Raw genomic sequence first — 22,416 nt, 5'->3', positions numbered from 1 at the left:
CATGATCCGAGTGCGCCGAAGTTGTCAGACAATTCGAAGCGTGTCAAGATGTCCGACATGGCGACCCAGACACGGCGGCCGCTGGCCGACGACATCGTTCGGGAACTCAAGATCGAGATCCGCGACGGCGTCCATCCCGCGGGGGCACGGTTGCCGACCGAGGCCGACCTGTGCAGGCGGTTCGGGGTCTCGCGGGCCACGGTGCGCACCGCGCTCAAGGAACTCGACGTGCTCGGCCTGATCCGCACCCAGCAGGGCGCGGGCACGTTCGTGCGCACCCGCCCCGCGGTGCGCGACGGCCTGGAACGCATGGGCTCGATCACCGAGTCGATCCGGCGCAGCGGCAAGGAACCCGGGCACGAGTACGGGCGGCGCACGCTGCGCCAGGTGCTGCCCGACGAGGCGGAACGTATGGGTGTTCCGTCCGACACCGAGGCGCTGGAACTGCGCCGCCGGGTGACCGCCGACGGCGACGTGGTCGCGTACTCCTACGACGTGATCCCGCGCGGCCTGCTGCCGGCCGCGTTCGATCCGGAGGAGCTGAGCGGGTCGTTGTTCGCCTATTTCGAAACGGAGTTGGGCATCCATCCCACGCTCGGCCTCGCGAAGGTGCACGCGGTCTCGTCGGCGCACATCGCGTGGGGTCCGGACGCGGCCAAACACCGCCTGTTCGTGCTGCTCGACCAGTTGCACTACGACGACGACCATCGGCTGCTCGCGTACTGCAAGACGTATTTCGTCGAGGGCTCCTACGAGTTCCAGCTGGTACGCACGGCCTGACCGCTCCGGCGAACGGCAACGAGCGGGTACGCGCGCGCAGTTCCGCGCGTACCCGCCCAACTCCCCCTACCGTGCCCGTTCGTGGGCACGGCGGCACTCACACGACGCGTTCGCTGCCCCCGTCCACGGGGATCTGCGCGCCCGTGGTCGCGGCGAAGTCGTCGGAGCACAGCCGGGTGACCGCCTGCGCCACGGTGGCGCTGCTCACCTCGGTACGCAGCAGGTTGCGCCGCTTGTACTCCTCGACCGTCATGCCGTAGTCGGCGGCCCGCTTGGCCAGGATCTCGTCGGTCCACAGGCCGGTGTCGAAGACCGCGTCCGGGTGCACCACGTTGACCCTGATGCCGTCGGCGGCCCACTCCAGCGCGGCCACCCTGGACAGTTGCGTGACGGCTGCCTTGGACGCCGAGTACGCCGCCGCGCCCGGCCCGGGCGCCGGCACGTTGCGGGACGCGATCACCACCACCCGGCCGCCGCGCGGCGCGAGCGCGAGCAGCGGGTGGGCCTCGCGGAACAGTAGGGCGACGGAGTCCACGTTGACCGCCATCGAGGTGCGCCACGCGTCGGCGTCCAGCGCGGAGATCGGCGCGCCCGCCTTGAACACGCCCGCGCTCGCGACCACCATGTCGAGGCCGCCGAACCGCTCGACGGCGGCCCGCAGCGCGGTTTCCACGGCGGCGCGGTCGGTGACGTCCACGACCTGACCGAGGTATCCGGCGCCCGGCAGGGTCTGCGTGACGCCGGCGTCGAGGTCCCAGCCGACGACGCTCGCGCCGGCCGCCGCCAGCGCCTGCGCGCACGCCCTGCCGATGCCCGACGCGGCCCCGGTGACCAGCGCGACCTCGCCGGCGAACGCCTGCGGCGCCCCGGCCCGGCGCAGCTTGGCCTGCTCCAGGTCCCAGTATTCGAGGTCGAAGATGTGCTCCTCGGACGCGGGACGGTAGCCGCCGAGGCGTTCGCCGACGGTGATCACGTCCATCGTGTGCCGGTAGATGTCGCGGGCCACGTCGGTGTCCTTGGCGCTGCCGCCGACCGTGAGCATGCCCAGGTCGGGGTCCAGGACGATCCTCGGCGCCGGGTCCAGCGGCTTCAACTCGGTGCCGCGACGCCGGTGATGGCGTTCGAAGTACTCCCGGTAGCGGTCGGCGTAGCCGGCCACGTCGCGCCCCACCAGCGGCACCCGCTTGGTGCGGATGACGTGGTCGGGGGTCGCCGGGCCCCTGGACGCGACCTCGGCCAGGTCGGCCCGCGCGACGAACCTCGCCGTGTCCTCGTCTGCGTGCCGGGCGACGATCATCGGCCGGCCCGCGGCCCGGCTGATCTCCCGGCGCAGCAGGGCGAGTTCGGCGCTCGTCGGGCGGGCCGGCGCGGGGGCGGGGGCGGGCGCGGCGTCGGTGTGCTCGGCCAGTCGGCGCTCGGCGCGGGTGATCAGGTCCAGGTGGCGCTCGTACGCCTCGCGGGTGTCGTCGCCGAAGGTGAACAGGCCGTGGTTGAGCAGTACGAGGCCGATGGTCCCGGCGTGTGCCTGGTCGCGCCACACCTCGGCGCAGCGCACGGCGAGGTCGAAGCCGGGCATCACGTACGGGACGATCGCGACGTCGTCGCCGAACACGTCCCGGATCACCGCCTCGCCGTCGGCGAGGTTGGTCAGGGTCAGGATCGCGTCGGCGTGGCTGTGCTGTACCGCGCGGTGCGGCAACATCGCGTGCAGCAGCGCCTCGACGGAGGGGTCGGGGGCGGACGCGTCGAGCAGCGCGCAGCGCAGTTCGTTGACCATCTGGGCGTCGCTGAGCGCGCTGACGGTGAGCAGTTCGCGCAGCCGGGCCAGACGCAGCGGGGCGAACCCCTCGGGGCCGATCGAGGCCAGGTCGTGGCCGCTGCCCTTGACGTAGAGCACCTCGACCGGCGCGCCGGTGACATCGGCGATCTCGGCCTTGACGGAGGTGTTGCCGCCGCCGTGCAGCACGAGTGTGGGTTCGCGGCCGATCAGCCGTGAGCCGTAGGCGCACTGCCCCAGGGGACCGTCGCCGGCGTCCGCGTCGGACCATCGATTGCGCATGGGTGCACCGTCCTCGTCCTGGTATTCATCAGACCAACCAAGCCAATTTGTCTGACAACCTAGGAGCTGCCGCCCCCGCGGTCAATACGTCGCCTCGGCAAGGCCGCCGGGGCCCGCACCGCACGAAGCCCGTCTCACGACCGCGAGGGCGGCGGCCGGGTGCACCGGTTCGGCCCGGCGCCGGTCAGACGCGCAGGAGGGCCTTGATGGCGCGGTGTTCGTCCATGGCGCGGTATGCCTCTGCGGCCTCATCGAGGGGGAGCGTGAGGTCGAAGACCTTGCCGGGGCCGATGCGGCCGTTCCAGATCAGGTCGATCGGTTCCGGCGGGTATTGCCGTACCGGGGCCGGGCCGCCGTGCAGGTGTACGTGGGAGAAGAACAGTCGGTGGCCGTCCAGGGACACGTCGTGGGAGACGCCGACGTAGCCGACGTGTCCGCCCGGCCGCGTCGCGCCGATGGCCTGCGTCATCGACTCCTGGGTACCGACCGCCTCGATCATGGAGTGCGCGCCGGGGCCGTCCGTCAACTCCCGACCGAACGCGCCCCGGGGGTGGCCGGGTTCGTCGCCCGGGGGGGCCGACCAGGTGGTGACGGCGCGCACCCGTTCCTCGGCCCCGGCGGCGTGGAACCCGCGTCATCCGCCTGGACGACGAGGCACCGGAGTAGCGCCCCTCGCGGTCCACCCCTTCGGGTCGGCACCGCCGAGGCCCGCGTCGGGCCGGCGCCCGCCCCCGGTTTCCTCGGTGCCGGAACGGGCCGCCGTCCCCGCTCGATGGCGATTCAGTCGAGGTCCGGCATGAGGGGCGGGCCGTGCTCCTCGACGGCGAGGGCCACGACCCGCAGGAGGGCGGCCAGGTCGCCCACCTGCTTCCCGGTCAGGGGTGCCAGCAGGCCGGCCTCGGCCGCCCGCTGGTCGTCGATCACCGCCGCCCACGTCTCGGCGCCCCGGGGGGTCAGGCCGACGAGCAGACTGCGGCGATCCTCCGCCGTATGCTCACGCGTGATCAGGCCCGCCGACTGCAGGCGGTCGAGGCGGCTGGTCAGGGTCGCGGGGTGCACGCCCAGCCCCCGGGCCAGGCGGGTGGGCGCCATCCGATACGGCTCGCCCGCCGAGCGCAGGCGCCACAGGATCTCGTATTCCCACAACTTCAGGCCGTGCCGCCCCAGGGCGGCCTCCTTCTCCTCGTGCAGGTGTCGCACGAGCATCTGCATGCGGGTGACGGCGCCCTCCAATTCCGGTTCCAGACCCGGGACTTCGCGCTCCCAACGGAGGATGTGCCGGTCGATCGAGTCTCGTGTCCGCGCCGATTCCGCCGCCGTATGCCGTGCTGTCACGGGCCCACCCTACCCTCCGGAAATTATGACTTCAAATATTTTGAAATCGTAGTACTGTCCGAACCCATGTCTACCTTCACCCTCGCCGGACGCATCGACGAACACGTCGTGGACAGTGTGCTGCTGCGCGGCAATCCCCTCGGCGACCCGACCCGACGCCCGCTATGGGTCTACACCCCACCCGACTACGACGACGCGCCCCAACGCCGCTACCCCGTCACGTATCTGCTGCTCGGCTACGCCGGTACCCTCCCGGTCTGGGGCAACCGCACGGCCTTTCGCAAGCCGGTCCCCGAACTGATCGACGAGATCTTCGCCCGCGGCGAGGCACCCGGAATGGTGCTGGTCTTCGTGGACGCCTGGACCACGTACGGCGGCAGCCAGTTCATCGACTCGCCCGGCACCGGCCGCTACCACTCCTACCTGTGCGAGGAGATCGTGCCGTACGTCGACGCGCGTTACCGCACCCTCCCCGAGCGCGACCACCGGGCCATCGCGGGCAAGTCCAGCGGCGGACTCGGCGCCGCGATCACCTCGATGCTCCGCCCGGACCTGTTCGGCGCCTTCGCCACCCACTCCGGCGACTCGCTGTCCGAGGCCCAATACCACCCGCACTTCCTCACCGCGGCCCGCCAACTACGGCCCTACGGCGGCGAGATCCTCCGCTGGTGGGCCGACTTCCGCTCGCGCGTCGCCTTCACCAGGGAAGAAGACCTGAACCTCCTGGAGATCCTCGGCGTCTGCGCCTGCTTCTCCCCCGGCCCCGACGGCTCCCCCACCCTCCCCTTCGATCCCCGCACCGGGGCACTGGTCGAGAGCGAGTGGCAACGCTGGCTGGCCTGGGACCCGGTACGCATGGCCCCCGCGCACGCCGACGCCCTCCGCTCGCAGCGCGGTATCCGGATCGACGCCGGCACCCGCGACGAATGGTTCCTCGACCTGGGCGCACTGGCCTTCCGCGACGCGCTCACCGCCATCGAAGTCCCCGACGACATCGTGCACTTCGAGCTGTTCGAGGGCGGCCACCACGCCGTCGAACACCGCATGCCGCCCGCCCTGGCCTGGCTGGCGCACCGCATCACCGACCGCCCCTGACCGCCGGTGCCCGGCGCGGCTTCACAATGGCGTCATGTCGCTCACCGGAACCGACGCGTACCGGGACCACGACGCCCTGCCCCCGCTGCTCCGGCGGACGGTGGAGGCGGCGCGCCGGCACGGCTTCGCGTTCTCCTGTAGACCCGAACAGGGCCGCCTGTTACAGCTGACCCCTCCCCCGCCAGGTACGGAGCCGACGTTTTCACTCCCCTGGAGCAACACCGCGCGGGCAACCGGATCGAGCGCGGACCAAAGCCGGATCCGGGCCGGAGGTCGGGGGTCGGCGTGAAGCTCCCGTTTCCGCCGACCGCCGACGCTTCCTCCGCACACGCGGTCCGTTCGTCGGACCGGGGGGGATGGACCGACACCGGATCGCGCGGGCACCGGCCACCGGAGCAGCCGGCACACCCATACGCCTACCCCCGGTCACCCGGAGCGATACTCCGCTCGGGCCGGCCGCGAATACCCCCGCGGATGCCCGCCGAAGGCGCCGAGCAGACGCCCCGGATTCGTACGTCCCCCGGTTCCGCGGGTCCGCGCCGGCAGCCTCGGGGGCACACTGGGGAAATGGACGTTCTCGCCGCCCACGGCCACATCGACGTGCCGGGTGGGGGCCACGCCGAGGTGGACGTTTGTCTGCACGACTGGCCCGCGGCCGACACCGACTACCCGTTCACCTGGAACGCGGTACTCACCGGCGGCCCGAAACTCGCCGTCGGCACCGAGGGTGAACTGCACATCGACACCGAGAACACCGACCACGGCCACCCCTGCGTCGTGATCGCGTGCACCGACCACCACATCCAGGTCCGCGGACACGAGAACCACGCGCGCGCCCTCGCCCCGGAACCGGAAAATCCGCCGCCACCGGATACCGCTTTCGAGTGAACCGCCCCCGCACCCGATCCCCCTGAGCATCCGTGTCGTTGGGCCGTGAAGAGGCGCCCGACGGGCACTCTCGGCCTCGCGACCGAGACCCGGGTCCTCGCGCTTGCATCCCGCGAGGACCCGGCCGGACCACCCCGCGAGGACAACCCCCGCCGGGCCCGCCGTACCCACGAGCGGGCCGACGGGGTGCCGCGCTTCGGCTCGCTCGCTCCGGGGACGGGCGAGCCGAGGCGCCGCCGGTCACGCCCGGTGCCCGGCGAAGGCGGCGGCCGGCCGGCTCTCCAACGCGTCGACTCCGGCGTGGTCGGGCCCCACGACGACATAGCGCCATCCGCCGCCGTCCGCCGGGCGGTCCACGTAGAGGATCACTCCCCGGTCCGTGCCCGGTCGCAGATCCAGACCCGCTGCGATCAGGCATTCCACCGCCGCGTCGAACGACATCGTGGCATCGGCCCGCATCGTTCCCATCGCCCAGACCGGCACCGGGCGGTCGCGGTCGGTACCGGCGAGTCGGGTCACCAGGGCGTGGACGGTGCTGGTCGCGGTGCGGCGGACGTTGCATTCCAAGGCGTACAGGGTGCCGTCCACGGCGCAGACGGCGTCCAGGCTGTACGGGCCCCGGTATCCCTCGGCCGCCAGGTGACGGCCGAGGGCGAGCGTCCAGTCGGCAAGTTCGGCGCGCGCAACGCCCGGGAGGTCGCACGGCGGGCGGATGTACCCGGCGAAGGAGCCGCCGGACATCCGCATCTCGCCGTCGAACAGCACCCGCGCCCGGTCCGAAGCGGCGTAGCCCTGGGCACTGACCGCTCGCGTGTGCTCCACGTACCGCTCCACGACCCATCGGTCACCGGTGCCGGCCGGCGCCGGTGGGCGGCTGTCACCACGAGTGACGAAGCGCATGCCGTGTCCGCCGGCGGAGCGGTCGGGTTTGACGACCACGCGCTTCGTTTCAAAGAGCAGTTCGTCGGTCACCCGATCGAGGTCGGCGCGCGTGCACTCGCGCCCCTCCGGCAGGCGCATGCCCAGTCGTCCGGCAAGGGCGCGAAAGCCGGTCTCGGTGTTCAGGTCCGCGACGAGGCGGAGCACGTCCGGCCGTGGCCCGCCCGCCTCGTACGGAGCGATCCCGATGCCGAGGTCGCGGCGGCGAGGCGGACGGTGGCCACGTCCAGCGCGATCGGGAGCAGGCGCGCTTGCGGGCGCTCGCGGACCAGCGTGCGCAGCGGCTCCAGCAGACCGTGCGCGGTGACGGCCTGTGCCATCGGCAGGTGCGGGGTGTCCGGCACCGTCAGCACTGTGAGGGACGCCTCGGGGATGCCCAGGCGCCGGCAGGCATAGTGCCGGAAGTATCGGACACCGGCACCGGCGTGACCAGGACGTCGTCCGGTCGCATCAGCCACAGTTTGCGCGGCGCCTGCTCCGACCAGCGCCGCTGGGTCGCCTCCTCGCCCAGGTCGGCGGCCAGGGGCGAGACGAAGTTGGCGAGGAGGACGCGTGCGCCGGGATCCTCGTATCCGGTGATCACGGTGCGCCCGTCGCGGCCCGGCGCGCCGGCTCCGATGCAGGCCGCTCCGGTGGGCGCAGGGAGCTGCGCCCCTCGTTCCAGGCGGTGAGCAGGTGCGCGGCGAGCCGGTCCTCCACGACGCCGCCGGCCCGGATCCCGAAGACCACGTCGTCCTCGAGGTCGGGTTCGTGCTCCAGCAGCGCCGCCACCACTTCGCGGCGCATGAGCTGTTCGTGGACGGCGTCCGCCTCGACGTGTTCGGTGTAGAACAGGGCGCACGCCGGGTCCGCGACGTTCAGCCGTACCAGTGCCGCGGCAAGGCAGGCCGCACCGGGTGGCGAGCCGATCTCGATGGCGGCGAACTGGCCCACGGCCATGCCCCGGTGCGCCCGGTGCAGTCCGAACAGTGACATGAGGTTGACCACCGCCAGCATCGGCGCGGGCACCCGGTCGAGGTAGAAGCCATACGCCGGATCGAGTCCGAGTCCGCGCATGAGGTCGGCGAACAGCCGCGCGTGCATACGTTCGGCACGGCCGCCGCCGTACTCGTCGAACTCGACGGTGACCACGCCCGCCTTGGCGCGTCCGGTCAGGCGCGGGATGAGCCACGCCTGGGGGTCGGCCTCCTTCAGGTGGTAGAGCGAGCGGTGCACGACGTACTCGCGGAACTGCTCCAGGTCGCCGCGCTCCATGAGGTGGCGGCTGACCCCGGTGCCGTCGAGCGGCTCGACCAGCAGCGGCGCGAGGGCATCGTCCACACCGCCATCGGCGTCGACACTCTCCCGCAGCGCGCACAGGAACGACTTCTCCAGTCGCGCACGCAGACGCAGCAGGTCGGGGTCCCATTCCCAGCGCGGATCGACTCCCGCGAACGCGCGATAGTGCAGTTCGTAGCAGGCGTACAGGGCGAGCTGAAGGTCCTCGCCGAAGCCGTCGGCACCGGAGTCGGCGTCCGGGTCGGCTCCGGCCGGCACCCGTACGCCCGTCCCGGCCGGTTCGGCCAGAGCCGCGAGAACCGCGCGGGACAGCGGCCCGCGAGGGGTGGGCAGTATCGGCGTGGTCATCGGTCCTCCCCGGCCGTCGGTGGGGTGGATCGTGGCTCCGGTGGGAGCCGATGAGCTCGGTGGCTGGTGTCGCACCACGGCGGGCGACGGGTTCGGCGGCACGTGCACAGGGCCACCACGCTCCGGTCGGAGAAGGCCGTACTCCCGTCGGCAAGCTCCACCTCCACGGGCCCCTCGACCAGGATCGGCCCGCCGTCGACGACCGTGATCCTGCGGGTGTCACTGTGGGAAGTCGCCACGGATGACCACCAACTCCTCCTCGCGACAGCCCGGCTCGATCAGGCCGCGTTCCTCCAGGAAGGCCGCCCGCGCGGACAGGACGGGACCGAACGGTTCGAGGCTGCGGGCGACCACCCGGGCACGCAGGCCGACGGCTTCGAGCAGCCCCAGCGTCGTCCCCACGCCGCACAACGCGGAGTGCACGACCAAGAGCGTGCCCTGGGGCTTCAGGTGGCGCGGCACCTGGGTACACAGCCGATCCAACACGAGCCGCCCGTCCGTACCGGCGTCCCAGGCCCGCGCGCGCCCGCGCGGAGGGGCGTTCTCCTCCCACGTGGGCACGTACGGCGGATTCGCCAACACCACGTCGAACGTCCGGCCGGCCACGGGTTCCAACAGGTCGCCGCGACGTACGCTGACCCGGCTGCGACGCCACGCGCTGTTCAGGCGAGCCGCCCACACGGCCTGGCGGGAGATGTCGATCGCCGTGACCCGACAGCCGGCGGACGTCGCGGAAGCCGCCGCGAGCGCCACCGCCCCGGTCCCGGTCCCGACGTCCAACACCTGATCGGCTCGATGCAACCCCTGCTCGACGAACGCCGACGCCAGGAGTTTCGTGTCCGCCTGAGGTCGATACACACCGGGCAAACGAAGCATTCTCATCATCGTCGGCTGCCCCGGTGGGGCCCCGACAAACTCCATGATCCTCGCGCCGACGGGATCGCACCGGGTGGGCACCGTCGCACGTATCCGCCCGCTGCCCGCCGCGCATGGGCCGGAGCCCTGCGGGTAGCGGGCGGATCGCGCGCCCACACGGGCGACGGCCACGCCACCGACCGCCCCATGGTCGTGCTCGAAAGGATCCGCGATGAGTAAACCGTCAAAGGAGACTCCCCCGCCCCCTCCCCCGCAGCAGCAGAGTGCGCCGGGCACGACCCGGGAGATGACGCCGTCCCCTCGGGACGAGATGGCCGACTACCGGGGCAGCGGGCTCCTCGACGGCAAGCGTGCGTTGATCACGGGCGGCGACTCGGGTATCGGGCGCGCCGTGGCCGTCGCCTTCGCCAAGGAGGGCGCCCACGTCGCCGTCGCGTACCTGTCCGACCAGGAGGACGAGGACGCCGCGCACACCCGACGGCTCGTGGAGGCGACCGGGCGCACGTGTGTGCTCCACCGCGCCGATCTGTCCATCGAGCGCAACTGTCGGGAGATGGTCGAGCGCACCGTGGCCGACCTCGGCGGGCTCGACATCCTCGTCAACAACTGCGGCACCCAGAACCCGGTCGACGACCTCGAACAACTCGACAGCGCCCAATGGGACCACACGTTCCGGGTGAACATCCACAGCTTCTTCTGGACCACCAAGGCCGCCCTGGCCCACCTCCCGTCGGGCGGCAGCGTGATCAACACGTCGTCGATCAACGGCCTGCGCGGAAACAGGACACTGATCGACTACTCCGCGACCAAGGGCGCGATCCTCGCGTTCACCTACTCCCTGGCCCAGTCCTTCCAGGAGCGCGGCATCCGGGTCAACGCCGTCGCCCCCGGACCGGTCTGGACCCCACTCATCCCGGCCACGTTTCCGCCGGAAAAGGTGGCCTCGTTCGGGAAGCAAACGCCCATGGGCCGCGCCGCACACCCCGACGAGATCGCCCCGTCCTACGTCTTCTTCGCCTCCGGCCGCCTGTCCGGCTACTACTCCGGCGAAGTCCTGGCCCCCATCGGCGGCGAAACCCTCCCGGGCTGACCCCGCGGCCGATGTGCGGGGGGCGGTCCGGCGCGCGGCGTGGCGCGGCGTGCGCTCAGGCGGCGGCCGACCCGGTTCGGCGGATCGCCTTGCCCGCGAGGACGTCCGTGCGCCGGCCGTCCTCGATGACGAACCTGCCGTCGATCAGGACGTGTGGGATTCCCGTGGGCAGGACGCGCGGGTTTTCGAACGTCGAGCCGGCCGCGACCGTGTCCGGGTCGAACAGGACCAGGTCGGCGCGGTATCCCTCGCGGACCAGGCCCCGGTCGGGCAGGCCCAGTCGGGCCGCCGCACGCAAGGTCAGGTGCGCCACGCACTCCTCCAGGCTCAGCACCCCCAACTCGCGGACGTAGCGGCCGAGGTATTGCGGGAAGGTGCCGTACGCGCGCGGGTGCGGCTTGTCCCCCTGGAGGATTCCGTCGCTGCCGCCGGTGTGCACCCGGTGGCGCATGATCTGTCGGACGTTCTCCTCGTGCCCGACGTGCTGGAGGATCGTCGAGCCGAGCCGGTCGCCGATGAGCAGGCGTCGGGCGGTGACCCAGGGCTCCTCGTCGCGCTCGGCGGCGCTGCGGGCGACGGTCTTGCCCACGTACGCCTCCAGCCCCGGGTCGGTGATGCCGGACATCTCGATCGTGTCCCACTCGATGGGGACACCGTGGCAGCCGTCGGAGCCGATCTCCTCCAGGTGGTGGCGGATGCGCTCGGCCGCGGCGTCGTCCCGGAGCCGGGCCAGGGTCGCTTCGGGGCCGCCCTCGCTCGCCCAACTCGGCAGCACGGCGACGAGCGTCGTACAGCCGGGTGTGTAGGGATACGTGTCGAGGGAGATGTCGCAGCCGTCGTCCAGCGCAGCGTCCAGCAGGGCCAGGAGGTCGGGGGCGCGGCCCTTGTTCACGCCGAAGTTCATCGTGGCGTGGGCCAGGTGGAGCGCGCAGCCGGCCGCCTTCGTAAGCTGCACCATCTCCTCGTACGCCTGCAACGCCCCGGCTCCGTACGAGCGGTGGTGCGGGCAGTAGTAGCCGTCGTATCGGGCGACGACGCGGCACAGTTCGGTGAGTTCGGCGTCGTCCGCGTACATCCCGGGGGTGTAGGTGAGGCCGGACGACATGCCGACCGCGCCCTGCTCCATGCCCTCGGCGACGAGTTGTTTCATCCGGGCGAGTTCGGTGTCGGTCGCGGGGCGGCCGTCCCATCCCATGGCGTACATGCGCAGTGTGCCCTGCGGGATCAGGTAGGCCGCGTTGACCGCGATGCCCTGCCCGCCGAAGTTGCGGTCGAGGCGGTCGAGGTAGCCGCCTACGGTGCGCCAGTCGAAGTCGATGTCGGAGCCGTCGCCGTTCCAGCCGGTGATCGACCTGCGCACCTCGGCGAGCGTACGGTCGTCGACGGGCGCGTACGACAGGCCGTCCTGGCCGAGGACTTCGAGTGTCACCCCCTGCGCGGCCTTGGCGGAGTGGTCCGGGTCGCGCAGCAGCGCGAGGTCGCTGTGCGCGTGCATGTCGATGAAGCCGGGCGAGAGCGCGAGGCCGTCCGCGTCGAGGGTGCGCCGGCCGGACAACCGGGGACCGCCCGCACGCCGGATCTCGCTGATCCGGCCGCCGTCCAGACCCACATCGGCCCGGTAGGACGCGCCGCCGGCGCCGTCGATGACGCGTGCATCACGAATGACGAGGTCCATGCGACGGCTCCTAGAACAGGGTGTGGATGTAGTCGGTCACGGTGCCGTCGGCGGTGACCAACGGGATCAGCTGCCATTTGTCGAAGGACGTACACGGGTGCGACAGGCCCATGCCGAGCCAGTCGCCCACCTCCAACGCGGCGCCCGCGTCGGTGGTGATCCAGCCGTGCTGGTCGGAGAGGCCGGTGACGGTGATGCCGGTGGCGGGGCGCGTCGAGCCGTCGCGCGCGGAGCGCACCACCTGTGCTTCGGGCAGGTCGAGGTCGTACGCGGCGTCGCGTTTGCCGGCGTTGACGAACGCCTGCGTCGCGGACGGGCGGGAGACGACCTGGGCCCACAGCCGGAAGGCCGGCTGGAGGGCGCCCTCGTCGGGGACCCGGTTGAACGGCGTGAGGTGGCGATAGTGGCCGTCGTCGTGCGAGACGTACGCCCCGGAGCGCAGCAGTTTCAGGACCGGACGCGACAGCGCGGGAAGCTCGGCGAAGACGTCGGCCACCGCGTCGAACCAGGCGCTGCCGCCCGCGCTGAGCACGATCTCGTCGAGTCGTTCGAAGCGGCCCCGCTTGTCGAACTCGGCGACCAGGGAGGTCAGTCGGCGCAGCCACGCACGCACCCGGTCGCCGTCGGCCCGCGGCACCTCGCCCTCGTAGCCGGCGACGCCGACCAGGCGCAGGACCGGCGAGGCGGCGACCGCGTCGGCGATCTCGGCGCACTCGCTCTCGGTCCGGGCTCCGGTGCGGGCGCCCTCGCCCGCCGCGAGTTCGACGACCACGTCGACCGGGCGGCGGGCCCCGGCGGCGCGCAGTGCGGCGTCCATCAACGCGACGCCGCGCACGGAGTCGACATAGCACAGGAATCGGAAGTCCGGATCGGCGTCGAGTTCGGCGGCCACCCAGCGCAGCGCCGCCGCGTCGACCAGCTCGTTGGCGAGGAAGACGCGCGGGACGCCGAACGCGCGGGCGACCCGGGCCTGGTGCGGGACGGCCACGGTGATGCCCCACGCGCCGTGTTCGAGTTGGCGGGCGAACAGCTGCGGGGCCATCGACGTCTTGCCGTGCGGGGCGAACGCCAAGCCGTGCCGTTGTGCGTACGTCTCCATCAGGGCGAGGTTGTGCTCGACGGATTCGGCGGACAGCGCCAGGACCGGCGTGGTGAAGCCGCCGGTGAACAGGTTGCGCCGCTCGGCGGCCAGTTCGCCGACGCTCAGGCCCTCGGCGTCCGGCGGCAGGCCCTTGAAACGGTGGTCGACACGCTCGTCCGCGAGCCTGGCGAGCCGTCCGACGGCGTTGTCGACAGCCATGGATACCTCCGGAGTATCGTTGCATCCTGTGCAACGGCCATTGCGTATATCGCTCGGTGCTGTCTAACATCCGAGCCAACGCCGGGTCAATGGTCGGCGTCGCGCGACCGTCGACGAGGCGGATGCGACCGCCGATGATCTTCGATCATCCGATGAACCAGGAGCCCGAGCGATCGTGAGCGTGACCGCATCAGCAACCGTCGACGTCGTCTGCCTCGGCGAGTCCATGGTCACGTTCGTGCCCACACGCTCCGGTCGCCTCGCCGACGTTCCGTCCTTCGAACGTGGCATAGGCGGCGCCGAGTCCAACGTCGCGTGCGCGCTGGCCGCGGCCGGGCACCGTACGCGCTGGCTCAGCCGGGTCGGCACCGACGGCTTCGGCGACCACCTCGTAGAGGCGGTCGCGGCATACGGGGTCGACACGTCGGCCGTGCAGCGCGACCGGCTCCGCCCGACCGGCATCTACTTCCGCACCGCGGGCGAACGGGCCGTCGGGGACGGCGACCGGGCCGGGACCGACGCTGCCCTCGCAGCAGTCGCGGTCGCCACGGATGTCGAACCCGTCGCGGAAGTCCTCTACTACCGCGCCGGCTCCGCGGCCTCCGCCATGTCGCCCCGCGTCGTCCCCGACCGGGACCTGTGGTCGGGCCGCATCCTGCACGTCTCGGGCATCACCGCCGCCCTCTCCGACGACTGCCTCGCGCTCCTGGGCGAGGCGACCCACCGCCGGCCCGGTCGGCCCCTCGTGTCCTTCGACGTCAACTACCGCGTGAACCTGTGGGACGAGCGCCGGAGCGTGGCGGCCGACCCCACCGTCCTGCTCGACCTGGCGCGCGGCGCCGACCTGGTCTTCGTCGGCGAGGACGAGGCCGAGGCCGCGTGGAACATCCGCGGCGCGAACGCGATTCGGGCCGCGCTCCCCGAGCCGGGCATCGTCGTCGTCAAGCAGGGCGGCGCGGGCGCCACCGTCTTCACCGACCACGGGCCGGCGGTGTTCGTCCCGGCCCTCACCGTCGACATCGCCGCTCCCGTCGGCGCGGGCGACGCCTTCGCGGCCGGGTTCCTGTCCGCGACCCTGCGCGGCCTGCCGGTACGCCGGCGCATCCGCCACGGCCACCTCATGGCCGCCGCCGCCCTCACCGTCGCGGGCGACCTCGCCGTCCCCCCGCCGCGCGCCGTCGCCGATCGCCTCGCGGCCCTGGACGACGAGGCCTGGGGCAGACTGCGTCTCGGCCCCGGCTGGACCGAGGCCAGCGCCATCGGGGCGGACCGGGAGGTATGTACGCCATGAGCCAGACCGTCGACCGAGCGCTGAGCATCCTGCCGCTGCTGGCCCAGGGGCCCGCGGACCTCGGACAGGTCGCCGAGCGCCTCGGCGTGCACAAGTCCACCGCGCTGCGCCTGCTCCGCACCCTGCACGAGCACGGTCTCGTCTACCGCCAGCAGGACCAGCGCTACCGCCTCGGCGCACGCCTGTTCGCGCTCGCCCAGGAGGCCGTCGAGAACCTCGACGTCCGCGAGATCGCGCACCCGCACCTGGTCGCGCTCAACGAGCAGTGCGGGCACACCGTCCACCTCGCGGTGTACGAGGAGAACGAGGTCCTCTACATCGACAAGGTCGAGAGCCGCTACCCGGTGCGGATGTACTCGCGCGTCGGCAAGCCGGTCGCGATCACCGTCGCCGCCGTCGCCAAGCTGCTCCTGGGCGACCTGCCCGAGCCCGAGCGGCGCGCCCTCGCCGAGCGGCTCGACTACCCCATGTACACGTCCCGTTCGATACCGAACGCCGCCGCGTTCCTCAGGGAACTGGCGACCGTCCGCGAACAGGGCTGGGCCACCGACCTCGGTGGCCACGAGGAGTCCATCAACTGCATCGCGGCCCCCGTCCGCGGTGCGGACGGTCTGGTCGTCGCCGCCATGTCGGTCTCCGCGCCGAATGTCGTCGTCACCGCCGAGGAACTCCTGAGCCTGCTCCCGCTGGTACGCCGCACCGCCGACGCCATCACGCGGGAGTACTCGGGCACCGCCCACCCCCCGCGATGACCGCTCGACGACCGCGCGATCAGCGCCCGATCACCGCCCCGACCAAGAAGGCACGCTCATGACCGACAAGCTCGAAAAGATCGCGATCACCCCCGCCGGCCACACCGCGCCGCCCGCCAAGTTCTCCCACGGCGTGCGCAAGGGCAACATCCTCCAGGTCGCCGGCCAGGTCGGGTTCCTCCCGGCCGTCGAGGGCCAGGCGCCCACCCCCGCCGGTCCGACCCTGCGCGAGCAGACCCTCCAGACCTTCGCCAACGTCAAGGCGATCCTGGAGGAGGGCGGCGCGAGCTGGGACGACGTGATGATGATGCGCGTCTACCTGACCGACACCGGCCACTTCGCCGAGATGAACGAGATCTACAACGCGTACTTCGAGGAGCAGGGCCTGACCGCGCCCGCCTCCGCCCGCACCACCGTCTACGTCGGCCTCCCCGCGGGTCTGCTCATCGAGATCGACGCGCTCGCCGTTCTCGGCTGAGCCCCCTTGCCCCGATCGTTCCCGGCTGTCCCCCTCGGCACGGCGCCCTCCTCCCCCATGGCGCCGTGCCGCGGTCCCCCCTGCCCCACACGCCCGGAATCCATGAGGTCCCCTCCGTGCTGTCCACGCTGCCGGCTTCGACGCCGCCCCCGAAGTCCCCACCGCACACCGGCGGTCTACTGCTCCTGTTCGACGGCACGGCCGCTCTGCTGACCGTCGCGACGCTCGGCATCGCGCTCCTTCTCTACCTGATCATCAAGGTCAGGCTCCAGCCGTTCGTCGCGCTGCTCGCGGTCTCCATAGCCGTCGGCCTCGGCGCGGGGCTGTCCGTCACCGAACTCTTCGGCACCGTCCAAAAGTCCGCCGCCGTCTCGGTCATCGAGTCCGGCATGGGCGGCATTCTCGGCCATGTGGCGATCATCATCGGCCTGGGCACGATGCTCGGCGCGATCCTCGAGGTGTCCGGCGGCGCGGAGGTGCTGAGCACCCGCCTGCTGAACCTCTTCGGCGAAAAGCGCGCGCCGCTCGCCATGGGTCTGACCGGCCTCATCTTCGGCGTCCCGGTCTTCTTCGACGTCGGCATCTTCGTACTGGCGCCGATCGTCTACGCCGCCGCCAAGCGCTCCGGCAAGTCGATCCTGTTGTACGCGATGCCGCTGCTCGCCGGTTTGTCGATGACCCACGCGTTCCTGCCGCCGCACCCCGGACCCGTGGCCGCGGCGGGGCTGTTCGACGTCTCGCTCGGCTGGGTCATCCTCATGGGCGTCGTCGTGGGCATCCCGGCCGTGCTGGCCGCCTGGGCGTACGCGGCGTGGATCGGCAAGCGCATCTTCGTCGACGTCCCGCACGACATGGTCGAGGCCGCCGCGGAGGCGAAGGCCGCCGTCGCCGCCGAGCAGGCCGCCTCGGGCATCGAGCCGCCGGAGAAGCCCGTCGCGCTCGGTACGGTTCTCGCCATCATCGGCACGCCGCTCATCCTGATCCTGGGCGCGACGTTCTCCTCCATCGCCTTCGACCCGTCGACCGTGCGTTCGGTCATCGAGTTCTTCGGGAACCCCTTCGTCGCCCTGACGATCGCGCTGATCCTCGCGTACTACCTGCTCGGCATCCGCCGGGGCTGGTCCCGCAAGTCGCTCGAAACGGTGTCGACCGCCTCGCTCAAGCCCGTCGGCAACATCCTGCTGGTCGTGGGCGCGGGCGGGGTCTTCGGCGCGGTCCTCAAGGCGTCGGGTATCGCGAACGCGCTCGCGACGACCTTCGACAACGTCGGCCTCCCGGTCATCGTCCTCGCGTGGCTGATCTCCGTGGTCCTGCGCGTCGCCCAGGGTTCGGCGACCGTCGCCATCGTCGCCACCTCGGGCATCGTCGTGCCCCTGGTCGAGGGCCAGGACATGTCGCAGGCCCACCTCGCCCTGATCATCATGGCGATCTCCGCGGGCTCGATCTTCGCCTCCCACGTCAACGACGGCGGGTTCTGGATGGTCGCCAAGTACTTCGGCATCTCCGAGCGCGACACCCTCAAGTCCTGGACGGTTCTCGAAACCGTGCTGTCGGTGGCGGGCTTCGCGGTCGCGGCGTTGCTGAGCCTGGTGATCTAGCGCCGCACGTAGGCGGGCCGAAGGCCGTCTTCCCGGAAACGGGAAGGCGGCCTTTACCGTCGACGGCTCGCGCACGGCGGTGACCGAAGGGGGCACCGGCGGCCGGCGGTCGGTGGGCCGGTCGGCCACCCGGCACCTGCTCGGCCGGCGGCGAGAGGGCCTTCGGGGTGATCGTTGCCCGACCGCCGTTACCGGGTCGGGGACTTCGGTCCGTTCTCGGTCAGGCCTTGCAGTCCCGAGGTGAGGCGGCCCAGCAGTACGGGGAGGGCCTCGCGGTCGGATTCGGGCCAGTCTCGGGTGACTTCGGCGATGACGTCGCTCCAGGCCGCCCAGATCCGGCGCAGCGTCTCCTCGCCGTGGTCGGTGAGTTCGAGGGCGGCGGCGCGGGCGTCGTCGGGGTCGGGGGTGCGCCGCACGAATCCGGCGGCGACGAGTTCGGCGACCTGGCGGCTGAGGGTGGTGCGCCCGACCTCCATCCGATCGGCGAGGTCGGACAGGCGTACCGGCTGGAAGTCGCCGATGCGGGTCAGGGCGAGCACCAGGTGGGTGGGGACCCGTACGCCGGCCTCGCGTCCCACCCGTTCGACGAGACGGTCGTCGCGGGATACGCGCACCAGGTCGCGCAGGGGCGGGATGACCGAGCGCAGCCAGGCACCGTGCGGCGAGTCGCCGCCTATGGCGGCCTCGCTGAGTCGGGGGTGCGGGTCGAGCTGGGGGGTGGCGTCGGTCATCTGGGGCTTCCCGGTCGCGTCGTCTGGTGCCGGGCGGCCCGGCGGGGTCCACTTTAGCAAGATGGTTGCGTCAGTGTCGCAACTGTGGTTCGGTGCAGGGCCGGGCAATCCAGCGAAAGGAACCCGCCGTCATGAGCGACCGCGAACAGCGGGCGAAGACCGTCGCGAACTTCTGGAAGGGCGTCGACAGCCACGACTGGGACCTCGTCGCGTCCACTCTCGCCGACGATTTCGTCCGCATCGGCATGCGCGACAACGAAGAGGACACCTGCCGGGGCAAGGACGCGTACATCGCGTTCGTGTCCGGTGTGATCGGCCGCACCCGGGCCCACGAGCTGCGGTCGCGCTTCACATTCCTCAGCGACGACGGCCGCTACGCGTTCAACGAGGCCGTGGAGACCATCACGTACGCCGCCGGCGAGGAGCCGCTCGCGATGCGCTTCGCCAACTACCTGGAGCTGAACGACGACGGGCTGATCCGCAAGCTCGACATCTTCTGGAAGACGCCGTCCACGATGCCGCCGGACTGGATCACCGTCGACTCGATCATCGGCGACGACTCGGCAGCCGAGACGGCGTAGCGCCCAAAGGACGTGGCGGCGCCGGGCGCGTCCGGTGGGGTTCGGTCGTTCGTAGCCCCTGACCCCGGTGCGGGTGTGCGGTCAGCCGGTGAGGGGGAGTTGGCTGCCGGTCGCGCCCGCTTCCAGGGTCGGGTAGTCGGGGTGGTCCAGGCGGTGGTGGGCGTAGATCTGGTCGGCCCACGGCGGGTCGAACGGGGTGAACGCGCGCAGTCCCAGGACGCGGCCGATCGGTCGGGTCGGGTGGGCGGCGTTGAAGTCGGCGATCGCGGCGGCCTCGCCGATCTGCTCGACGGTGCCCGGGAGATCGTCGAGGTAGCAGGTGACCCTGGGCAGCAGGTGGCCGTGGTCGGGCCTGCGGAAGAGTTCGAGTGCGGTGGTCGTCGAGGTGTAGTGGTCCAGGTCCAATGCGACGAACCCGACCGGGTTCTCCCGGAGTTCGCGGGTGTGGGTGTCCAGGTAGTCGGGGAGCGTGCGGTCGAGGTCGCCGATCACCAGTTCGGTCTCGCCCAGGCGGGCGCGTAGTCGGGCGTGGTCCATGGCGTAGAAACCCGGGCCGAACAGGTAGGGCAGGTCGCGGGGGTCCTTGGCCGGCGGCATGCCCACCCCGCCGTCGAAGCCGACCACACGCACCGCCACGCCGGTGGCGGCGGCGTAGTGGCGGGCGTGTTCGGCCAGAGTCAGCAGGCCGTTGCCGCCGGCGACCCCGAACTCCACCACCGTCACGCCCCGATGCCCCAGGCGCGCGGCCGATTCGGTGGCCCGGCGCACGCCGTAGGCGTAGTGGGGCCGCTCCACCAGGCCGAACCGGTACGCGGTCGCCGGGCCGACGCCGGGGAGTCGGCGTAACAGCCGGTTCCGGGCGGCGTCGCGGGTACCGGACTTCGACCAGTCCCACACCGTGTCGGCCCAACCGCCGGTGGGCCGACGACCGAACGGATGACCCTTTTGGGCGCTCGTACCCGAACCCCTGCGCATCACGGGCGATTCCTTCCCGACACGACGACGACTACCGGTCACCGGCAGCCTTCCCGCCCGCGCCCGCCGCGCAATCCCGGGCGTGCGACGATGGCGACGACGGGTCGGGTATCGATCGCCCTGATCGAGGCACCGCCGCCGACGTGAGCGGTCGGGTTGCGTCGTGGGGTCGGGTGCGGTCAGGTCCGCGCCGGGTGGCGGGCGCGCGGCGGGCTGTCGCCGAGGAGTTCCAGGCCCAGTGAGGTCAGCGAGTGCAGGACCGCGCCGCCGCGACGGGTCGTGGTGATCAGCCGGGCGTTGCGCAGCACGGTCGCGTGTTGGCTCGCGGACGCCGGCGAGACGTTCAGCCGACGGGCCAACTCCGTGGTCGTACAACCTTCGTTGATCACGGTCAGCGCGGCGGCCCTGGTCTGCCCCAGGAGGGCGCCGAGCGCGCGGTCGTCGCCCGTACCGGGCTGCCACAGCGCGGCGCCGTCCTGGAGGTCGCGCACGGTGGGTACGGCCAGCACGTACGGCGCGGTCTCGTCCTGGACGTCCCAGAGCACCGCCGATTCCCTCCAGACGAAGAGCGTCGGTGCGATCACCAGGCCCCGGCCGCCGAGCACGATGTCGTGGTCCTTGCGCCGCCGGATCTCCAGGACCGGCGGATTCCACCGGATGTACGGCACGTACAACCCGGCCAACAGCCCCTCGACGCCGCCGTCGAGCAAGGAGCGGGTGTAGCGGCTGCGGGCGGCCTCCAGATGCGAGCGCACCCGCTCGTGGAAGGGCGCGACCGTCACGGTATGGGCGGCCCGCAGCGCCTCGGCGAACTCGCGGCGCGGTTCGAGGGCGCCGTCCAGAAAGTCGCGCACCCAGGTCGAGTGGGCGGGATCGAAGGTCAGGTCCGCCAGTTCCGCGCGTAATCGCGCGCCGGGTACCGCGAGCAGGTTCTCGATGCCCTCGTCGAGCGAGGGCGAGTCGCCGACCAGCGTGCGCAGGTCCAGGCCTGGGCCGCGGACGGGCATCAGCGCGGTGAGCGGACCGGGCGCCGCCTCCAGTCGCGCGGCCACCTCGGCGCGCCAGGCCCGGAAGGGCAGCGGTCTGCGCGGGCCGTGCAGCAGTTCCAGGCTGTGGTAGGTCTCGGCGGCCGCACCGACCGTCGTGGCCAGTCGGGTCCGGGCCAGGTCCTCCGCGGTGAAGTGGATCCGCAGCACTCGTGCACTCCGAGGGTCGGGGGCGATTCGTCCGAGACGCGCTGTATGCAGCCTCCCGTTCGGTGCGCACCTCATCGGGAGGACCACGACAGTGTGCGTCCTCGACGGCGCTCCGACCAGCGGGTTTCAGCCCAGCCTGAAAGGCGTTTTCAGACGACGCCGAATCGACCAGGCTTCGGACACGAGGCGAACGGACAACGTCGTCCGCCCGCCCGAGCAAGGCGAGCCGGAGTGGAGGACTCCGGGTGCGAAGCCACATGGGTACAGGCGACGAAATCGGCCGAAGATCCGACACGGGGCGGAAGCACAGGCCGAACGAACACGCCGCCCAACCCCAAGCGGCCCCACACCCGGATCACACCCCGCCCAACGGGGAGGGCCGGGCCTTCCACCAGACTCGCCCCCGGCCGGAGGTAGGCGGATGTCCGCCCACCTCCGGCCGCACACGTCGCGATGTATCGTCGGCGGCATGTTGGTGTGGGAGCGGGAGGAGCCGCCGAGTCGGCCGGTGCCGGCGCCGTTGAGTCGGGAGCGGATTGTGGGTGCGGCGATCGGGCTGGCGGATGTGGACGGCCTGGAGGCGGTGTCGCTGCGCAAGGTGGCCGCCGTGCTGGGCGTCGGGCCGATGCGGCTGTATGGCTACATCGCCACCAAGGAGGAGTTGCTCGACCTGATGGTCGATGCGGTTCACGCGGAGATTCGGCCGGTCGGAGACGGTTGGCGCGAGGTGCTGCACTCCCTGGCCGAGACCACCCGGCATGCCGCCCACCGGCACGAGTGGTTCGCCGATCTGATCGGTGGACGCCCCCGGCTCGGGCCGCACGCGCTGGCCAGGGGGGAGGCCGTGCTGGCCGCGATGGGCGACATCGACCTGGACATCGTCGTGCCGGCCGTCGACGCGGTCGACGCGTACGTGATCGGCGCGGTGCGCCGGGAGGTCACCGAGTGGCGCGCCGAGCGGGCCACCGGGATGGACAAGCGGCAGTGGCAGGCCGCCTTCGGGCCCTATCTGGAACGCGTCTTCGCGACCGGCCGATACCCGGCACTGGAATCGGTCGTCCGCGACGGCCCGCACCCGGTCCCCGACGAGACCTTCCGGACCGGCCTCGACTTCATCCTCGACGGCATCGAGGCCCGCCTCTCGAACTGAC

The 22,416-nt window shown here is 71.8% G+C and carries 24 protein-coding genes and 1 pseudogene; 11 read left to right on the top strand and 14 right to left on the bottom strand.

What is annotated here, in order from left to right; all coding sequences use genetic code 11:
- The first annotated feature begins 57 nt into the window (after positions 1 to 57).
- A complete protein-coding gene (locus ACH4XV_RS29425) occupies positions 58 to 780 on the top strand; it encodes a GntR family transcriptional regulator (RefSeq protein WP_078982397.1) in 723 nt (240 codons plus the stop codon).
- Between the two features lie 97 nt (positions 781 to 877).
- Here the strand turns inward: ACH4XV_RS29425 and ACH4XV_RS29420 are convergent, their stop codons facing one another.
- The 3 genes and pseudogenes from ACH4XV_RS29420 to ACH4XV_RS29410 form a co-directional block, all read right to left on the bottom strand.
- Positions 878 to 2,839 (bottom strand): bifunctional aldolase/short-chain dehydrogenase, encoded by a 1,962-nt coding sequence (locus ACH4XV_RS29420; RefSeq protein ID WP_395794948.1) that lies wholly within the window; start codon positions 2,837 to 2,839, stop codon positions 878 to 880.
- A gap of 184 nt (positions 2,840 to 3,023) precedes the next feature.
- Positions 3,024 to 3,371 (bottom strand): annotated as a pseudogene (locus ACH4XV_RS29415) (zinc-binding dehydrogenase); the annotation flags it as partial.
- A gap of 248 nt (positions 3,372 to 3,619) precedes the next feature.
- On the bottom strand, positions 3,620 to 4,174 hold the full coding sequence (locus tag ACH4XV_RS29410) for a MarR family winged helix-turn-helix transcriptional regulator (RefSeq protein WP_395794946.1): 555 nt from the start codon (positions 4,172 to 4,174) through the stop codon (positions 3,620 to 3,622).
- A 66-nt stretch (positions 4,175 to 4,240) separates the two neighbouring features.
- On the opposite strand from ACH4XV_RS29410, the gene ACH4XV_RS29405 reads away from it, so the two are divergent.
- From ACH4XV_RS29405 to ACH4XV_RS29395, 3 genes are all read left to right on the top strand, one after another.
- Positions 4,241 to 5,269, top strand: a complete 1,029-nt coding sequence (locus ACH4XV_RS29405; protein WP_395794944.1) for an alpha/beta hydrolase — start codon at positions 4,241 to 4,243, stop codon at positions 5,267 to 5,269.
- 34 nt (positions 5,270 to 5,303) lie between these two features.
- Positions 5,304 to 5,558 carry a hypothetical protein gene (locus ACH4XV_RS29400; protein ID WP_395794942.1) on the top strand — a complete coding sequence of 85 codons (255 nt, stop codon included), beginning with the start codon at positions 5,304 to 5,306 and terminating at the stop codon, positions 5,556 to 5,558.
- A gap of 278 nt (positions 5,559 to 5,836) precedes the next feature.
- The gene (locus tag ACH4XV_RS29395) at positions 5,837 to 6,157 is read left to right on the top strand and encodes a hypothetical protein (RefSeq protein ID WP_395794940.1); all 321 of its coding nucleotides are present in this window, start codon (positions 5,837 to 5,839) and stop codon (positions 6,155 to 6,157) included.
- Between the two features lie 240 nt (positions 6,158 to 6,397).
- Here ACH4XV_RS29395 and ACH4XV_RS29390 read toward each other — a convergent pair whose 3' ends face one another.
- Genes ACH4XV_RS29390 through ACH4XV_RS29365 form a run of 6 tightly spaced genes read right to left on the bottom strand, consistent with a single transcriptional unit; the run spans position 6,398 to position 9,598 of the window.
- On the bottom strand, positions 6,398 to 7,243 hold the full coding sequence (locus ACH4XV_RS29390; RefSeq protein WP_395794938.1) for a peptide ligase PGM1-related protein: 846 nt from the start codon (positions 7,241 to 7,243) through the stop codon (positions 6,398 to 6,400).
- Entirely contained in the window at positions 7,219 to 7,440 is a 222-nt protein-coding gene (locus ACH4XV_RS29385) for a hypothetical protein (protein WP_395794936.1), read from the bottom strand. The genes ACH4XV_RS29390 and ACH4XV_RS29385 overlap by 25 nt, the downstream gene beginning before the upstream one ends.
- A 2-nt stretch (positions 7,441 to 7,442) precedes the next feature.
- Positions 7,443 to 7,679 carry a hypothetical protein gene (locus ACH4XV_RS29380; protein WP_395794934.1) on the bottom strand — a complete coding sequence of 79 codons (237 nt, stop codon included), beginning with the start codon at positions 7,677 to 7,679 and terminating at the stop codon, positions 7,443 to 7,445.
- Positions 7,676 to 8,722 carry an iron-containing redox enzyme family protein gene (locus ACH4XV_RS29375; RefSeq protein ID WP_395794932.1) on the bottom strand — a complete coding sequence of 349 codons (1,047 nt, stop codon included), beginning with the start codon at positions 8,720 to 8,722 and terminating at the stop codon, positions 7,676 to 7,678. Before ACH4XV_RS29375 ends, ACH4XV_RS29380 begins: the two co-directional genes overlap by 4 nt.
- On the bottom strand, positions 8,719 to 8,961 hold the full coding sequence (locus ACH4XV_RS29370) for a CDGSH iron-sulfur domain-containing protein (RefSeq protein WP_395794930.1): 243 nt from the start codon (positions 8,959 to 8,961) through the stop codon (positions 8,719 to 8,721). The genes ACH4XV_RS29375 and ACH4XV_RS29370 overlap by 4 nt, the downstream gene beginning before the upstream one ends.
- A complete protein-coding gene (locus ACH4XV_RS29365; RefSeq protein WP_395794928.1) occupies positions 8,942 to 9,598 on the bottom strand; it encodes a HemK2/MTQ2 family protein methyltransferase in 657 nt (218 codons plus the stop codon). Before ACH4XV_RS29365 ends, ACH4XV_RS29370 begins: the two co-directional genes overlap by 20 nt.
- A 211-nt stretch (positions 9,599 to 9,809) precedes the next feature.
- Here ACH4XV_RS29365 and ACH4XV_RS29360 point away from each other — a divergent pair, with 211 nt between their 5' ends.
- A complete protein-coding gene (locus ACH4XV_RS29360; protein ID WP_395794926.1) occupies positions 9,810 to 10,688 on the top strand; it encodes an SDR family oxidoreductase in 879 nt (292 codons plus the stop codon).
- A gap of 55 nt (positions 10,689 to 10,743) precedes the next feature.
- On the opposite strand, the gene ACH4XV_RS29355 is transcribed toward ACH4XV_RS29360, so the two are convergent.
- Positions 10,744 to 12,363 (bottom strand): amidohydrolase family protein, encoded by a 1,620-nt coding sequence (locus tag ACH4XV_RS29355; RefSeq protein ID WP_395794924.1) that lies wholly within the window; start codon positions 12,361 to 12,363, stop codon positions 10,744 to 10,746.
- A gap of 10 nt (positions 12,364 to 12,373) precedes the next feature.
- A complete protein-coding gene (locus ACH4XV_RS29350) occupies positions 12,374 to 13,663 on the bottom strand; it encodes an amino acid deaminase (protein ID WP_395794922.1) in 1,290 nt (429 codons plus the stop codon).
- Positions 13,664 to 13,844: 181 nt separating this feature from the next.
- Here ACH4XV_RS29350 and ACH4XV_RS29345 point away from each other — a divergent pair, with 181 nt between their 5' ends.
- From ACH4XV_RS29345 to ACH4XV_RS29330, 4 genes are all read left to right on the top strand, one after another.
- Positions 13,845 to 14,954, top strand: a complete 1,110-nt coding sequence (locus ACH4XV_RS29345) for a sugar kinase (protein WP_395794920.1) — start codon at positions 13,845 to 13,847, stop codon at positions 14,952 to 14,954.
- The gene (locus tag ACH4XV_RS29340; protein WP_395794918.1) at positions 14,951 to 15,706 is read left to right on the top strand and encodes an IclR family transcriptional regulator; all 756 of its coding nucleotides are present in this window, start codon (positions 14,951 to 14,953) and stop codon (positions 15,704 to 15,706) included. The genes ACH4XV_RS29345 and ACH4XV_RS29340 overlap by 4 nt, the downstream gene beginning before the upstream one ends.
- Positions 15,707 to 15,764: 58 nt before the next feature.
- Positions 15,765 to 16,184 (top strand): RidA family protein, encoded by a 420-nt coding sequence (locus ACH4XV_RS29335; protein ID WP_395794916.1) that lies wholly within the window; start codon positions 15,765 to 15,767, stop codon positions 16,182 to 16,184.
- Positions 16,185 to 16,303: 119 nt separating this feature from the next.
- Complete coding sequence (locus ACH4XV_RS29330; RefSeq protein WP_395795079.1) at positions 16,304 to 17,782, top strand: GntP family permease; 1,479 nt, start codon at positions 16,304 to 16,306, stop codon at positions 17,780 to 17,782.
- A 188-nt stretch (positions 17,783 to 17,970) separates the two neighbouring features.
- Here ACH4XV_RS29330 and ACH4XV_RS29325 read toward each other — a convergent pair whose 3' ends face one another.
- Complete coding sequence (locus ACH4XV_RS29325) at positions 17,971 to 18,513, bottom strand: MarR family winged helix-turn-helix transcriptional regulator (protein WP_395794914.1); 543 nt, start codon at positions 18,511 to 18,513, stop codon at positions 17,971 to 17,973.
- 131 nt (positions 18,514 to 18,644) lie between these two features.
- Here ACH4XV_RS29325 and ACH4XV_RS29320 point away from each other — a divergent pair, with 131 nt between their 5' ends.
- The gene (locus ACH4XV_RS29320) at positions 18,645 to 19,094 is read left to right on the top strand and encodes a nuclear transport factor 2 family protein (protein ID WP_380006166.1); all 450 of its coding nucleotides are present in this window, start codon (positions 18,645 to 18,647) and stop codon (positions 19,092 to 19,094) included.
- Between the two features lie 81 nt (positions 19,095 to 19,175).
- On the opposite strand, the gene ACH4XV_RS29315 is transcribed toward ACH4XV_RS29320, so the two are convergent.
- Together ACH4XV_RS29315 and ACH4XV_RS29310 are read right to left on the bottom strand one after the other, a co-directional pair.
- The gene (locus tag ACH4XV_RS29315; RefSeq protein ID WP_395795077.1) at positions 19,176 to 20,069 is read right to left on the bottom strand and encodes a hypothetical protein; all 894 of its coding nucleotides are present in this window, start codon (positions 20,067 to 20,069) and stop codon (positions 19,176 to 19,178) included.
- Between the two features lie 179 nt (positions 20,070 to 20,248).
- Positions 20,249 to 21,265 carry an ArsR/SmtB family transcription factor gene (locus ACH4XV_RS29310; RefSeq protein WP_395794912.1) on the bottom strand — a complete coding sequence of 339 codons (1,017 nt, stop codon included), beginning with the start codon at positions 21,263 to 21,265 and terminating at the stop codon, positions 20,249 to 20,251.
- A 469-nt stretch (positions 21,266 to 21,734) separates the two neighbouring features.
- On the opposite strand from ACH4XV_RS29310, the gene ACH4XV_RS29305 reads away from it, so the two are divergent.
- Complete coding sequence (locus ACH4XV_RS29305) at positions 21,735 to 22,415, top strand: TetR/AcrR family transcriptional regulator (RefSeq protein WP_395794910.1); 681 nt, start codon at positions 21,735 to 21,737, stop codon at positions 22,413 to 22,415.
- Position 22,416: the final 1 nt, after the last annotated feature.

The sequence above is a fragment of the Embleya sp. NPDC020630 genome (genome assembly GCF_044334985.1).
In the GTDB taxonomy this organism is placed as follows: Bacteria; Actinomycetota; Actinomycetes; order Streptomycetales; family Streptomycetaceae; genus Embleya.
Note: the sequence above shows the minus strand (reverse complement) of the source record. Positions and strands in the feature narration are given on the sequence as shown.

What these genes read in the sequence shown, in the direction of transcription:
- ACH4XV_RS29365 (WP_395794928.1), bottom strand. Translation starts at nt 9,598, where the DNA reads ATGCTTCGTTTGCCCGGTGTGTATCGACCTCAGGCGGACACGAAACTC.
- ACH4XV_RS29340 (WP_395794918.1), top strand. Translation starts at nt 14,951, where the DNA reads ATGAGCCAGACCGTCGACCGAGCGCTGAGCATCCTGCCGCTGCTGGCC.
- ACH4XV_RS29320 (WP_380006166.1), top strand. Translation starts at nt 18,645, where the DNA reads ATGAGCGACCGCGAACAGCGGGCGAAGACCGTCGCGAACTTCTGGAAG.
- ACH4XV_RS29335 (WP_395794916.1), top strand. Translation starts at nt 15,765, where the DNA reads ATGACCGACAAGCTCGAAAAGATCGCGATCACCCCCGCCGGCCACACC.
- ACH4XV_RS29325 (WP_395794914.1), bottom strand. Translation starts at nt 18,513, where the DNA reads ATGACCGACGCCACCCCCCAGCTCGACCCGCACCCCCGACTCAGCGAG.
- ACH4XV_RS29375 (WP_395794932.1), bottom strand. Translation starts at nt 8,722, where the DNA reads ATGACCACGCCGATACTGCCCACCCCTCGCGGGCCGCTGTCCCGCGCG.
- ACH4XV_RS29395 (WP_395794940.1), top strand. Translation starts at nt 5,837, where the DNA reads ATGGACGTTCTCGCCGCCCACGGCCACATCGACGTGCCGGGTGGGGGC.
- ACH4XV_RS29315 (WP_395795077.1), bottom strand. Translation starts at nt 20,069, where the DNA reads ATGCGCAGGGGTTCGGGTACGAGCGCCCAAAAGGGTCATCCGTTCGGT.
- ACH4XV_RS29425 (WP_078982397.1), top strand. Translation starts at nt 58, where the DNA reads ATGGCGACCCAGACACGGCGGCCGCTGGCCGACGACATCGTTCGGGAA.
- ACH4XV_RS29420 (WP_395794948.1), bottom strand. Translation starts at nt 2,839, where the DNA reads ATGCGCAATCGATGGTCCGACGCGGACGCCGGCGACGGTCCCCTGGGG.
- ACH4XV_RS29360 (WP_395794926.1), top strand. Translation starts at nt 9,810, where the DNA reads ATGAGTAAACCGTCAAAGGAGACTCCCCCGCCCCCTCCCCCGCAGCAG.
- ACH4XV_RS29355 (WP_395794924.1), bottom strand. Translation starts at nt 12,363, where the DNA reads ATGGACCTCGTCATTCGTGATGCACGCGTCATCGACGGCGCCGGCGGC.
- ACH4XV_RS29405 (WP_395794944.1), top strand. Translation starts at nt 4,241, where the DNA reads ATGTCTACCTTCACCCTCGCCGGACGCATCGACGAACACGTCGTGGAC.
- ACH4XV_RS29350 (WP_395794922.1), bottom strand. Translation starts at nt 13,663, where the DNA reads ATGGCTGTCGACAACGCCGTCGGACGGCTCGCCAGGCTCGCGGACGAG.
- ACH4XV_RS29305 (WP_395794910.1), top strand. Translation starts at nt 21,735, where the DNA reads ATGTTGGTGTGGGAGCGGGAGGAGCCGCCGAGTCGGCCGGTGCCGGCG.
- ACH4XV_RS29400 (WP_395794942.1), top strand. Translation starts at nt 5,304, where the DNA reads ATGTCGCTCACCGGAACCGACGCGTACCGGGACCACGACGCCCTGCCC.